The organism is Paenibacillus bouchesdurhonensis (assembly GCF_900155685.1).
Lineage (GTDB): Bacteria > Bacillota > Bacilli > Paenibacillales > Paenibacillaceae > Fontibacillus > Fontibacillus bouchesdurhonensis.
In genome coordinates, this window is sequence record NZ_LT732548.1 from 4,392,330 (window position 1) to 4,405,658 (window position 13,329).

The following is a 13,329-nucleotide window of genomic DNA, read 5'->3' on the forward strand; positions in this document are numbered from 1 at the left end:
CCCCGCCTCTGAAGGACTGATCCCTGTCACACGTTATGGGTCAGTCCTGATTTTGAGGCGGGGATTTTTTAGATGCTGCTCGCATTTTGAGGCCAATGACTCCCCTAAGCTAGACAGCGGCTACTCTAGGCTAATTGCAATAACTCCTGAATGCTGGATTTAATACTGTCGATAGAGTCGGTAGGCTCAAAGCGACGCACGACACGGCCCTGCTGATCGACGAGAAATTTAGTGAAATTCCATTTGATCGCATCGCCAACCAGCCATTGCGGTGCTTTTTCGGTTACCATCATTTTCAGCAGCTTGGCATTGATATCACTCTCATCGAACCCCTGAAACGGAGCCGCCTTTTTTAAATAATCAAACAAAGGATGCGCCTGCTCCCCGTTCACTTCTACCTTGGCAAATATCGGGAACTTCACGCCATAATTAATTTGGCAAAAAGACTCTGCTTCTTCGTTCGTACCCGGCTCCTGCTCCGCAAATTGATTGCAGGGAAAGCCGATTACCTTGAGCCCATCCGCTTGGTACTGCTCATATAGCTTCTGCATATCATCGAACTGGGGCGTGAACTTGCATTTGCTCGCCGTATTCATAATTAGAACCGGGCTGCCCTCGAAATCGTATAAAGGAAACCGCTCACCACTTGGCTTGAGTACGTTAAAATCATAGATAGTCAACATGGATTTCTAGTCACCTCGACAGTTATGTAGTACTTTTTCACCATATAATAGTTTCTGAGGAAATGCAACAAAGCCACCCAGGACGAGTGGTAGAAAGTAGACACTATTCCTCCAGCCGATTTTCATGATTTCCTAGACAATTTTGCATAAGCCCTCGGCGATTTACCGATCACCGCTTTGAAGTCTTTGCTAAAATGAGCCTGATCGAAATATCCGAGTTCCAAGGATAATTCGGTGATATCCGCTCCTTTCTCGATTGATTCGCAAGCCTCGTGCATACGATATCGATTAATCACCCATTTTGGACTGACGCCAATGTATTGTTTGAACATGCGCTGTAAGGTGCGCGAGCTCATATTATATTCTCTCACTAGATCATCGACTCTCGTGATGCGACGATCTTCGACAATTTGATCAATCATCTTGTTCAATAAGTCCACGTTTGGATCGGGCTCAGGCAGGTTACGAGTTAATAACACTTCCAAACACGCAAGCTTCTGATCCATTCCCCCTTGTGAAAAAATCTCATTTTCGGCCCAGCTCGCATCAAAAGGAAAGATGTCGGATATGCTTGCTGTTCGATCAATAAAGTCAGTCATAGGCAGCCCGCCATAACAATGAAAAGCACCTGGACGGAACAATACTCCAATAATTTGCCCTTCTCCTTGAAGCAGGTATGTCGATTTTTTGCTTTCAATACCATGAATATGGGAATGCCCCTGTTGAAAAATGATATTAACCCCGGGGTGCTGCAGAACTTCCTGCCGATGCGTAAGTCCGCCATTCAAATTCCATTCGACAATCCAGTAATGCCGGATAAGAAAACGCAAGTGTTCAGAGGGGATGTGACGCGCTATGGTAAAATTTTTTTTTGCCTCTTCCAATCGGAGAATCCCTTTATTCAATTGATTCAAATCACTCATCGTGGTCACCCCTTCAGAAAATGGTCGCATTTTTACAAGAAACCTCAAGATAGAATCATTATATTATAACTAGAGTTTTGTATTAACAATAGTAGGAGGAATGAAGAATGAAATTGGAATACACGTTCTATATCGGAGCTAGTCCTGAACAAGTCTGGGATGTACTTATCGATCCGGAAAAATCATTCCATGCTTTTATGGGAGGAGTCATCCGATCAAGTATGCAAGTAGGGGAACCAATAGAGTTTGTCGGCCCTGGGGCGGAAGGAGAGCAAACCGTACATATTTACGGTCGGTTGTTAGCTTTCGAGAAGCACAAACTATTGAGTTACACGGATCACCCGGGACCCACCCATCACGATAGACACGCGGAACTGGAAAGTACAGTGACCCTAAGGCTAGACCAAGTTGGAGGCTGTACCCGACTCCACCTCGTAAACGATCAATGGACAGACAATAACCCGCAATTCGAGAAAGCGAATCCCCTCTGGTGGATGATCCTTAGTAATATTAAAACAATTGCGGAAACCGGTAAACCGCTCGATTTCGGTTATGGAGTATAAGTCAGCGGTTGTCAATAGCTTCAACCTCATAACTTAGCAGCCCTACTAGCGCGTAATGCACAAAAAGCTCCTCTTTCCCAAAAACTAGGAAGAGGAGCATGGGGCGCTTGTTGCTGATCGGCGATTGCCTTCTCCACAACGCTTGCGGCTAACCGATCAGTTGCCGCAGCTTGTCTAGGCTTAGCTCGGCCGTCGAGGCGAGCAGCAGGTCAGCGGCGCCGAGCTGGGCGGCGCTTCCAATGCCGACCGCCTTCATGCCTGCGGCGTGAATGGCGGCCACGCCTGCCTCGGCATCCTCGACGCCGAGGCAGTTCGCCGGATCTACGCCAAGCATTTCTGCGGCCAGCAGAAATAGTTCCGGATCCGGCTTGCCTTTGCGGGCGCTGCCAGGGTCAGCCACCGCCTGGAACCAGGAGCTGGCTCCTAGCCGCTCCAGGATAAACGGCGCATTGTGGCTGGCCGACGCCAACCCGACCGCAATCCCCTGCTCTTGCAGGCTGACGAACAGCTCGCGAATGCCCGGCAGCAGATCGGCAGGCGTAATATGCTCGATCATTCGCTTGTAGCTCTCGTTCTTCCGCTTAGCCAGCTCCGCCTTCTCTTCCGCGGTATAGCTCCGCTCACTATCCTCGAGGACGATCTCCAGCGACTCCATCCGGCTTACACCTTTCAGGCGTTCATTCTTAACGCGGTCGAACGGCAGGCCAAGCTCCTCGGCGAGCTCTTTCCAGGCAAGATAATGGTATTCAGCCGTATCCGTAATGACACCATCGAGATCGAAAATAACGGCCTCCAATTTTTTCACGAAGGGGATGGTTACCGGCTCGCCCAGCACTAAATTCACCGTATGCCCTTTATGCCTGATCTCCAGGCCCTCCGTGCCGTCGCCGTCGAGAAGCGTATACACTACGGCCTCGCGATGGACTGATACGTCGACCAACTGCCCGTGGTTCATCACCTTAAAGCGATAGCTATCCCACTGCTCCGGCAGCTTCGGATCAAAGCTGAGCACTCCGTCATAGGCGCGCATACCGCCAAAACCGTTCACGATGGACATCCAGGAGCCCGCCATAGCCGCCGTATGGAGGCCATCCTTCGCATTGCGGTTCACATCGTCGAGATCCATCCGCACCGTGCGGTCGAAATAAGTATACGCGCTCGCCAAATTTCCTATTTCGGCGGAGATGATGCTGTGAATGCATGTGGATAACGAAGAGTCATGCGTCGTAAGCGGTTCATAATAGTTGAAGTTGCGGATTTTGTCCGCCAAGGAGAAGCGATTCCCCAACAGGAACATGGCCAGAACAAGGTCAGCCTGCTTCAGCACCTGATGCCGATAGATAACTAACGGATGGTAGTGCAGCAGCAATGGATATTTGTCTTCGGGCGTATTTTCGAAATCCCATTTCTTCTTCGTTAAAAACGTATCATCCTGCGCATAGATGCCCAGTTCCTTATCAAACGGAATGAACATCTTCTCCGCCGCAACCAGCCATCCTTCGATCTCATCCTCCGTGATCTCAAGCTTTCGGCACAGCTGTTCATAGTGCTGCGGATACTGCTCACGCAGCATCGCTGCCGTCTCGTAAGTATAGATCAACTGTTCCTGAACCATCAGATTCGTATACGCATTGTTGTTGACGATCGCTGTATATTCGTCCGGTCCGGTGACCGCATCAATGCAGAACGCACCCCCACGCGCCGGGTTGTAATGACCGAGATCCGCCCAGAACCGGGACGTCTCGAACAGAATCTCCGCCCCCTTCGCCACGAGGAATTCCGTATCCCCTGTCGCCTGCACGTACTGCTTAATCCCATAAGCGATATCTGCATTAATGTGTGCCTGAGCTGTTCCTGCTGGGAAGTAAGCCGAGTTCTCGGCACCGTCGATCGTGCGCCAAGGATAGAGCGCGCCCTTCTGCGACATAACGGCTGCCCGTTCCCGTGCTTTATCCAGCGTGTTATAACGGAACTCCAACAGGGCTCTGCCGATTTCAGGCTGGGTATACGTAAAGAACGGCAAAATATACATTTCCGTATCCCAGAAATAATGACCTTCATAACCTTCTCCGGTAAGACCCTTCGCACCGATATTCGTGATGCCGTCACGACCTACAGATTGCAGCAGAGCAAAGGCATTGAAGCGAATCCCCTGCTGCAGCGCCACATCCCCGTTGATCTCCACGTCGGCATGATGCCAGTATCGCTCCAAATAAGCGATTTGCTCCCTAGCGAGCAGCTCAAACCCGCTGTCGTACGCATAACGTAGCACCTCGCTGCTCCGGCTGACCAGCTCTGCCTCCGCATAATCCCGTGTCGTGTGATACGAGATGTATTTCGTCAGCCGGGCCGTCTCGCCGCTTTTAAGTCGCAGCTTATACTTGGCCGACGTCCGCTGCTCATTCTGCTGGACGGACATTTCGTATCCCCAAGGAGCTTCAATGCGATGACTCATCGCGGTGAGCAGCGCAAACTCCGTATACCGAGTGCGATGCCTCATCCATAGCATCGCTTTCTCGTGCCCGTTCTCCTCCAGCAGCAAATTCGGTTCGGATCGGGTACCGCCAAGTCGAGGATCATCCGTCGCTTCCGGCTCGGCAATTTTACCTTCCATCGCGGATATCAGAGCCACATCACCCTCAAAGTTTAGCGCGGTCACCTCATAGTGAATCGCTGCCAAATGCTTGTGCTGCAAAGCGACCATCCGCTGGATACGAATCATCACGCGGTGTCCCGCCGGAGATTCCCATTCGATCTCGCGTTCCAAGATTCCCTTTTGCATATTCAATTGCCGCTTGGAGCGATGCAGCTTGCCCGCATGGAAATGAAACGGATGGCCTTCGACTCTCAGCTCGACGAGTTGTGCGTTCGGAACATTGAGCATCGACTGATTGCGCGTTGGATACCCGTAGGCTCCCTCGGGATAGACGATCGGCTCGGAGTCATAAAAGCCGTTCAAATAGTTGCCGATGACCGATTTTCCCTTCTTGCCATAATATCCTTCCTCAAAGTTGCCGCGCATGCCAATATATCCATTGCCTAAAGCGAAGATACTCTCATTTCTTTGATTGTTCTCTTCGTCATAGGACTCCTCGGTAACGCACCACTCCTGATAAGGATACAGCGCCCTCGGATGCACGTATGGTTTCATTTTCATCTCTACCCGGCCCCTCCAATTCCGTAATCGTTCTCTTGTTGATTGTTGTTACAGTGCTTATACTTAGCCCTTGACCGATCCACCCATAAGCCCTTTGACGAAATATTTCTGCAAGAGGAAGAAAATCGTCAGCGGCATCAGCATCGAAATAAAAGCGGCCGAAGTCAGCAAATGCCAGTCATTGCCCCGTGATCCGACAAGATCGGCGATCTTCATGGACATAACCTGTACGCCCGGCTGGTTGCCAATGAAGATGAGCGATACGAGATAATCGTTCCATACCCACAGGAACTGGAAGATCGCGATCGACGCCAAGGCCGGCACGGACAGCGGCAGGATCAGACGGCTGAAAATCGTAAAATGGCTCGCACCGTCAATGAATGCCGACTCGAACAAATCTTTCGGCAGCTGGCTGATAAAATTGTACATGAAGTACGTGACAAGCGGCAGACCGAACGCGGTATGCGCTAGCCAAATGCCCAGGTAGCTGCCGTTCAGGCCTAGCGCCGTGTAATCCTTCAGAATCGGAATCAGCGCGACCTGAATCGGAATGACGAGCATGGCGATAATAATGACAAATAGCGTTTTGCGGCCCGGAAATCGCAGCCAAGCAAAGGCGTATGCCGCAAACGAAGCGATCAGCACCGGAATGATCGTCGCCGGTACGGCAATGGTCAGCGTGTTCCAGAAGGCCTGGGACAGGCCGGTTCCTTTTTGCACCGTTTCGCTGCCGTCCCCGAGCTTCAGCTTGTATTCCTTCCCAGACAATACGTTCTTGTAGTTGTCCAGCGTAAAATTAGGTTTCACTTCCCAGCCTCGCTCCTGCATGTTGAGCGTACGGGCTCTGCGGTTCTCCCACACCAGGCGATGATCACCCTCGGCCACACCGGCTTTCAACTGATCATCCGTATAGGTTTTGCCATTAACCTCAATCGGCTCGCGAAGATCGACCTCTTTAGATAGCTGCAGGGTCTCTCCAGACTTCCATTCCTGATGAGGGAACACCTTCCACCAGCCAGTCTGAAGAATATCCGCCGCAGGCCTGAATGAGGAGATGAATAATCCCAGCGTCGGGAGCACCCAGATGAAGCAGATGATGCCGAGTACGACATTGACTACCGTCTTGCTTCCTTTTCTCTTTTTACGGCCGACCATTTAGAATCCCCCCTGCTTGCGGAACTGGCGCAAATTGATAATGATGACAGGCAAGACGGCGATTAGCAGCACGATAGCCAGCGTGGAGCCGTAACCGAAGTTGCGGTACATGAAAAACTGCCGGTAGAACTGCGTTGCAACAACCTCTGTATCGTATTGACCTCCCGTCATCACCATGACGACGTCAAATATTTTCAAAGTGAATACAATAATGGTCGTGGTGACCGTCAAAATCGTACTAGAGATATATGGAATCATAATGCCGAAGAAAATCTTCACTTCGCCCGCCCCATCTACGCGCGCCGCCTCTAGAATATCCTCGGGGACGCCCTTGATCGCCGCGGAGAAAATAACCATCGCAAATCCCGTTTGCATCCAAATGAGTATCAAGATCAAGAAAAAGTTATTCCATGGCTGGAGCATACTCGTCCAGGCCTGCGGCTCGCCGCCAAAAAATGTAACGATCGCGTTCAAAATCCCGATCTGCTCATCGCCCGGCTGATAATAGTAAACAAATTTCCAAATGACGCCGGCGGCCACAAAGGAAATCGCCATCGGCATGAAGATGATCGACTTGGCGATCTTCTCGTAGCTGCTGCGGTCGGCCAGAATTGCAATCAGCAGCCCCAAGCTTACGCAGGCCAGCGTTCCGACGAATACCCACAGCAGGTTGTTGCGCAGCGCCGTCGCGAGCAGACGATCAGTAAAAATAGCCGCATAGTTGGCCAGCCCGACGAACTTATCCGAGGAAGCATTGAAGAAGCTTAAGTAAAGCGTCCGCAATGCAGGCAGAACAAGCAGCCAGCCCAGGACGAGCGTTGCCGGGCCGACGAAGATGAAGGGCAGAACTTTCCGGCGGACATGCTCCGGGTACTGCTCGACAGCCCAGTTAAACGTATAGTAGATGAGATACACGCCGACGACTCCCCATAGCACGGCGAATACAGCCGTCAGGAGCGGGTTTAGCGTCGAATCGCGGAAAAAAACGAATATGGAACCGTGTACGGCGATATTGGCCAATAGTACAAGCAAGGATAAGAGCACGGCTTTCATGCTAATTGTTGGTTTTGCTTGTGCACTCATAATAGCTCCTCCTATAAGTTTTGCGGAGCAAAACTATCTTCGTAAGCATACACTTGTTTTGCGAAGCAAAACTATCTTCGTAAGCATACGCTTGTTTTGCGGAGCAAAACTATCTTCGTAAGCCTTGAATTACTTCGTGATCAAAAGTGGATAAGACAGGAAAAGAGGAGCAGCTACCATTTGAACTACAGTGCCCCTCTTTCCTGTTCATACCGTGCTAATAGAGATGATTTCGACCGATGAGACCGATGATTTTACAATATGTGGATTAGTTGTCCCAACCGGACTGAATTTGCTTCAATGCGTCATCCAAAGTTGCCGTACCACTCACGTAGTCAGTCATGCCTTTCCAGAACGTACCTGCGCCGACCTTACCCGGCATCAAGTCAGATCCGTCGAAGCGGAGTGTTGATGCGTCCTGCACAAGCTTCGCCATGCGGCGGTCGGATTCGGAGCTGTACCAGTCGAGAGATGCGTCATTCATTGGCGCGATTACGCCGCCGGATTGTACCCATGTCTTAATGGATTCGCCCGTCGTGAAGAATTCCATCACCGCGCGAACTTCCGGACGGTCATTAAACATCGCGTAAATGTCGCCTGCTACAAGTACTGGCTTGCCGTATTCTTCATCAATAGATGGCAGGTAGAACCAATCGTAGTCTTCATCCACTTTAACCGTTTCGGGGAAGAAGCTGGTAATAAAGTTCCCTTGACGGTGGAACCAGGCTTTCGGAGGATCCGTAAACATCGGAGCCGGGGCATCGCCAAAAGCTGTAGTAACGATCGATTTCGTCCCGCCGTACACATAATCTTTATTCATCCAAATGTCAGACATGAGTTCCACAGCACGCTTCACTTCAGGTGATGTGAACGGCAGCTCGCCGCTCACCCATTTATCGTAATTCTCTGGGGAAGTTGTGCGAAGCATAATATCTTCAACCCAGTCTGTCGCCGTCCAGCCCGTTGCTGCGCCACTTTCGATACCGATGGACCAAGCAGGATCACCGTCTTTTGCAATTTGCTCGGTCAAGGCCATAAGTTCATCCCATGTCTCCGGAATTTCATAACCTGCCTCTTCAAACTGCTTCTTCGGATACCACACCAAGCTCTTTACGTTGCTGCGGTTCCAGATCCCGGCCAAGATTGTGCCGTCTTTGCCGTCCATTGTCCCCATGTCAAGCCAGCTTTGGTTGTAGTTCGCTTTCAATTTGTCCTGGTCAAGAATGTTGGTCAAGTCGATGACCTTCCCCGTCTTCGCGATCGAAGCCAGCAGACCCGGCTGCGGGAAGTCGGCAATATCAGGGGCATTTCCGCCGTCAACGCGAATATTGATCGTAGCTTCGAACTCTTTGGAGCCTTCATATTGAATATCGATTCCGGTCTTTTCCTCAAACTCTTTAATGCTGTTCTCGAATTTTACTTGGTCAGCATCCACGAACGGACCGAACATCGTTACCTTCGTCCCTTTATACTCCCCTTTCAACGCAAGCTCCAGAGGCGAAAGATTCTCGTTGCTTCCTTCATTCACTGCTCCTTGGTTGTTGCTGCCGGTCTGGTTATTTGCTGGCGGCTCATTCTTCGCCGTACTTCCTCCTCCACAGGCGCTGAGTACCATCGTGAAAGATAGCAACAGTACTAGAAGCAATGACATTTTGCGTCCTACAGCGTTCTTCATCTCATGAACATCCCCTTTATTTTTTAAAATTTTGCGTCCCTGTTCAAGGGTCTTGCCTGTCTTCTTGACGTTCTTGGTTTTCTTCCCTGTCCGGCTTCTGACTGGCCGCCAAACATTCCTCTCCAGGATCACCCCCTTAAAAACATAAATAGTCGTTCTTTAGCTAAAATAATATCATGGCGCACCAGATTGTATGCGTTTACATTTTGCTGATTGCCCATTCAAATTTTTACGCTTTCCGAGGCTTGAAAAGCTTTTCAGATTCGGCAGAAAAATAAGTAAAACTTACTTTTCTTTACACGATTCTCTGACAATAAGCTCATGATCCATTTTTTCCCGCAAAATATCGATGCTTCCCGTCGTAACCAGTTCATGCACCTTCTCCGCCGCTCGATAACCCAATTCGTAGATCGGCTGTGCAATTGTCGTCAGCTTCGGAATATACATGCTCGCGACCCGAAGATTATCGAAGCCTATAACGGATACTTGATCCGGAACCCTAATGTTCCGTTCGTTCAAGTAAGATATCGTCCCCATCGCGAATTCGTCGGCTACACAGAATACCGCCGTGATTTCCGGATGCTCGTTAAACAACTCGTCTGCTGCATCATAGGCATGCTCAAAACGGTGATTCGCATATTTGACTTTCTTGATGTTATGCTCCAGACCGCATTCTGCAAGGGCTTGCACAAACCCTTCGTAACGAGGCGGGCCGGATATGGAATTCTCATGATTGAATCCAATCATCCCGATGTCTGTGTGGCCTAGCTCGATCAAATACTTGACCGCATCATAGGCTGCCGCCTTGTCGTCAATCTCCACGCTCGGAATGTCATACTCATAGGAGTGAGACGAGACCAGCACAAAAGGGATCCGGCTTCCAACCAACTTCTCATAATACTCCGGAAAAATCATGTCACTTGCAAAAACAATCCCATCCACCTGCTTCTCATGAAACGCGTCGATATAGGACAGCAGGCGATCCTTGTCACGGTCTGTATTGCAAATCATCAGACTGTAGCCAAGCTTGATGCAAGCATCCTGCATCCCCCGAATCATGCTGGAATAGTAGATATTCTCAATATCAGGGATAAGCAGGCCCAGCGTAAAAGACTTCCTATAGATCAGGCCGCGCGCGAAAGAGTTCGGCTGGTACTGCAGCTCCTCAATCGCTTCCAATACGCGCCCCCGTTTACTCTCAACCACTGTATCCGGTGCGTTCATAACCCGGGAAACAGTGCTGATGGATACTCCTGCCATCTTGGCAACATCCCGAATTGTAGGTTTCATTTTGTCTACATCCTTCTTTTGAAAAGCTTTTCAAGCTCATTATAGCAAGGCAGTTTTGTTTTGACAAGAACTTTTTTGAATGCGCTTTCAACGAGATGGATAAGTACAGCTAGGTGCTCGGTATTATGATGTTGAATTCCCGTAATGGATTCCGTTATCAGACTAAACAACAGCTCCTGATTATGCAATGTGAACTGGTTATTTATTGGTAGATAGTTGATTAATATATGAGGTGCACTCGACTATTAAAACGATGTGGGCAAGTAGGCATAATGTTTCGACGATCTCTGTTAGCGCTGGTACTGCTGTGCTTTTGCTGCGTTTGCTGCGTTTGCTGCGTTTGCTGTGTTTGCTGTTTCTGCTGCTTGCTAAGGTCTAAACTAAGATACGTGTACCAAGCTGTCGTGCACTAAATGGAATCCATGTATCTAATTATGCTCTAAACGAATGTTTCAAGGGATTAGATGGATTCGCTGCACCTAAAATCAATGGGCAATTTCCCTTCTTTTAATGACATCAAATCCATTTAATTTTTACCTTTTGCCTTGCCACAGAAATTAACTGCCATAAATCCATTTATCTAAGTTAAACTATTGAAATTCCTGTTTACAGTTCGTTTCTTCATGAGAACAAAAGTATGATTAGTTGAGCGGACATGCCTTGTTTAAACATGGATAACAAAAGCCGCTAAATATAAAAGAAAAGGGATCGGCCGCTGCCGATCCCTTCGTACAGCAGCCGCTATATTAGCGGTCGGTTTAGAGCTAGTATATTAGCCGGATTATGGCTCGATACCCCAGACTAGAGTTCCGTTGTTGTACAGTGTTACTTTGCTCCAGTCGGTATACGAGGTCTTGGTGGCATCAAAGGAGTAATCATTGTTTTCGTTAAGATTCGACCAGTCCGATTTAGACATCCGCAGTTGAATATCGCCGGTCTGACCGCCTGCTGGAATGGAACCTGCCGCTGCCGAAAAACTGATTTCGACATAGGTGTCCGCATTCGTACCCGATGTGCTGCCGAAGGCTGTTTGTACGCTGCTGGTTCCAAGCTGGGCCCAATCGACCCAAGCATTCATGTCAGCGCCGTCTTTCGTGAAATAGTAGCGAATTTTCAAATTGCTTAGGTTGACGGCACTGGTTCCGGTATTTTTTATATTAAAATACGGTTTGATTTGATTATCGGTCGCGTTCGTATCGCCAGCACGATATTGCAGCACCAGCGAGCCGGTCGGCGCTGGAATACCCTGCGGAGTGACGCTAGCCTGAGCAGAATCAGAGCTTGCCCCAGCACTGTTCACCGCGCTTACTACGTAATAATACGCGGTGCCGTTCGTCAACCCCGTATCCGTATAGTTGGCAGCCATTACATTGCTCGCTACAGTCGTGTAGGGTCCGCCGCTGACGGTTGCTCTTTTTACCGTATAACTTGTTGCTCCTGAGGAAGCATTCCAGCTTAACACTGCTTGGGCATCACCTGCTATAGCTGTTAGTCCCGTTGGAGCCGCAGGTGCAGTTGTCCCTGGGGGATTTCCGCCGCCGTTCTCCGGTACCGGCTGGTAGCCAGGGGTCGTGTAAATTCCGCTCAGTTGCGATGTGGCCAGCGTGCCATAAGTGCTGTTGACTATCGTTTTGCCCCAATCTGTTAGGCTTCCTGCTGGGCCTGTTGCCAGATCCAAGTACTCGACGCCTCCGCCGTTGCCGTACCAGGACCAGGCAAGCCAGCCTACGCCTTTTTGCTGAGTATAGCTCAGGATCGTAGCTTCATCCACATCTCCGCTGGAATGCTTATGACCGAATTCCCCAATGATGACGGGAATATTCAAGGCTAGAGCATTGTCGATATTGCTCTTCACTGTCGCTGCATCTCCACCCGCGTATTCATACATATGGATGGAGAAGATCATATTTTTCAGCGGATCAGTGTTCGCAACAGCCAATCCCTTCTCAAAAATAGAGTTCGGATATTGTCCCCAGCCTGCTGCATCCACAACGAGCATATTCTTAATTCCCGCATTGCGCAGGGCCGGGATTGCCGCCTGATAACCGCTAGCCCATCCATCCGAGCTCCACGACCCGAACCACTCATTCGCAATGTTAACGATGACGCGATCTTCTTTTCCAATTAACGCATCTTTAATGCTGATCCAATAGTCCACCGCACGATTCAGCGTGGAGGCCGAATCCGAGCCTGTCGCATCATGCACTTCGAGCATGGTAATGAGATTATATTGATCACATAAGGCGATAATATTCTCGACGGAAGCGACATCGTCCCTTGTCCACTGTCCCCCGTCCGACAGTACAATTCTAACGGTGTTGGAGCCCGTTGCAGCAATGGCCGGTATCGCAGCCGCTAAATCATTCTTGTACCAAGTATGGGCATGATTGACCCCTCTCATCACAAAAGGCTTGTCCGTGGCATCATAAATTGTGGTACCGCTTACATAAAATCCTTTGACAGGCGTAGCTGCTGCGGATGCTTTTCCACCGGGAACAATGGCGGCAGCTGCGATAACGGTCACAGCAAGAAGCATCGTGGCAAAAGATTTCAACAGTTTTCTACTCATAAATAAAACCCTCCAATTCATAGTTTGGATGACGAGCAAGTTGAAACCAGGTTCATTTAGTTACGTGCATGAGAAACCAGCCTTTAGGTAAGCGCTTACCTGAATAGCGTTACTTTCCCCCTTTCTTTGAAATTTGACGGTTGTGCTCCTACCTGTGATGACACTGCTAGCATTTAGTCCAGCTACTTGTAACAGGGTGCATAAATCAGAAGCAGAGGCACTCCCACAATC

At 49.6% G+C, this 13,329-nt stretch carries 9 protein-coding genes; 1 reads left to right on the forward strand and 8 read right to left on the reverse strand.

Annotation, left to right across the window (positions count from 1 at the left end):
* Positions 1 to 125 precede the first annotated feature (125 nt).
* Complete coding sequence (locus CZ379_RS24090; RefSeq protein ID WP_324616505.1) at positions 126 to 683, reverse strand: glutathione peroxidase; 558 nt, start codon at positions 681 to 683, stop codon at positions 126 to 128.
* A 122-nt stretch (positions 684 to 805) separates the two neighbouring features.
* Entirely contained in the window at positions 806 to 1,606 is an 801-nt protein-coding gene (locus CZ379_RS24095) for a helix-turn-helix domain-containing protein (protein WP_110933936.1), read from the reverse strand.
* Between the two features lie 107 nt (positions 1,607 to 1,713).
* Here CZ379_RS24095 and CZ379_RS24100 point away from each other — a divergent pair, with 107 nt between their 5' ends.
* Positions 1,714 to 2,169, forward strand: a complete 456-nt coding sequence (locus CZ379_RS24100; protein ID WP_110933937.1) for an SRPBCC domain-containing protein — start codon at positions 1,714 to 1,716, stop codon at positions 2,167 to 2,169.
* Between the two features lie 148 nt (positions 2,170 to 2,317).
* On the opposite strand, the gene pgmB is transcribed toward CZ379_RS24100, so the two are convergent.
* The 6 genes from pgmB to CZ379_RS24130 all read right to left on the reverse strand — a co-directional run bounded on the left by pgmB (position 2,318) and on the right by CZ379_RS24130 (position 13,098).
* Positions 2,318 to 5,326 (reverse strand): beta-phosphoglucomutase, encoded by a 3,009-nt coding sequence (gene pgmB, locus CZ379_RS24105; protein ID WP_110933938.1) that lies wholly within the window; start codon positions 5,324 to 5,326, stop codon positions 2,318 to 2,320.
* Between the two features lie 63 nt (positions 5,327 to 5,389).
* Positions 5,390 to 6,481 carry a carbohydrate ABC transporter permease gene (locus CZ379_RS24110; RefSeq protein WP_110933939.1) on the reverse strand — a complete coding sequence of 364 codons (1,092 nt, stop codon included), beginning with the start codon at positions 6,479 to 6,481 and terminating at the stop codon, positions 5,390 to 5,392.
* Positions 6,482 to 7,564, reverse strand: coding sequence for a carbohydrate ABC transporter permease (locus CZ379_RS24115; RefSeq protein WP_110933940.1), 1,083 nt, complete (start codon positions 7,562 to 7,564; stop codon positions 6,482 to 6,484).
* 268 nt (positions 7,565 to 7,832) lie between these two features.
* Positions 7,833 to 9,239 carry an ABC transporter substrate-binding protein gene (locus tag CZ379_RS24120; RefSeq protein ID WP_110934545.1) on the reverse strand — a complete coding sequence of 469 codons (1,407 nt, stop codon included), beginning with the start codon at positions 9,237 to 9,239 and terminating at the stop codon, positions 7,833 to 7,835.
* Positions 9,240 to 9,524: 285 nt separating this feature from the next.
* Positions 9,525 to 10,529 carry a LacI family DNA-binding transcriptional regulator gene (locus CZ379_RS24125; protein ID WP_110933941.1) on the reverse strand — a complete coding sequence of 335 codons (1,005 nt, stop codon included), beginning with the start codon at positions 10,527 to 10,529 and terminating at the stop codon, positions 9,525 to 9,527.
* A gap of 781 nt (positions 10,530 to 11,310) precedes the next feature.
* Complete coding sequence (locus CZ379_RS24130; protein WP_110933942.1) at positions 11,311 to 13,098, reverse strand: cellulase family glycosylhydrolase; 1,788 nt, start codon at positions 13,096 to 13,098, stop codon at positions 11,311 to 11,313.
* Between the last annotated feature and the right edge of the window lie 231 nt (positions 13,099 to 13,329).

Excerpts from the sequence above, each read along its gene's own strand:
- CZ379_RS24090 (WP_324616505.1), bottom strand. The coding sequence starts at position 683 with ATGTTGACTATCTATGATTTTAACGTACTCAAGCCAAGTGGTGAGCGG.
- CZ379_RS24095 (WP_110933936.1), bottom strand. The coding sequence starts at position 1,606 with ATGAGTGATTTGAATCAATTGAATAAAGGGATTCTCCGATTGGAAGAG.
- CZ379_RS24100 (WP_110933937.1), top strand. The coding sequence starts at position 1,714 with ATGAAATTGGAATACACGTTCTATATCGGAGCTAGTCCTGAACAAGTC.
- pgmB (WP_110933938.1), bottom strand. The coding sequence starts at position 5,326 with ATGAAAATGAAACCATACGTGCATCCGAGGGCGCTGTATCCTTATCAG.
- CZ379_RS24110 (WP_110933939.1), bottom strand. The coding sequence starts at position 6,481 with ATGGTCGGCCGTAAAAAGAGAAAAGGAAGCAAGACGGTAGTCAATGTC.
- CZ379_RS24115 (WP_110933940.1), bottom strand. The coding sequence starts at position 7,564 with ATGAGTGCACAAGCAAAACCAACAATTAGCATGAAAGCCGTGCTCTTA.
- CZ379_RS24120 (WP_110934545.1), bottom strand. The coding sequence starts at position 9,239 with ATGAAGAACGCTGTAGGACGCAAAATGTCATTGCTTCTAGTACTGTTG.
- CZ379_RS24125 (WP_110933941.1), bottom strand. The coding sequence starts at position 10,529 with ATGAAACCTACAATTCGGGATGTTGCCAAGATGGCAGGAGTATCCATC.
- CZ379_RS24130 (WP_110933942.1), bottom strand. The coding sequence starts at position 13,098 with ATGAGTAGAAAACTGTTGAAATCTTTTGCCACGATGCTTCTTGCTGTG.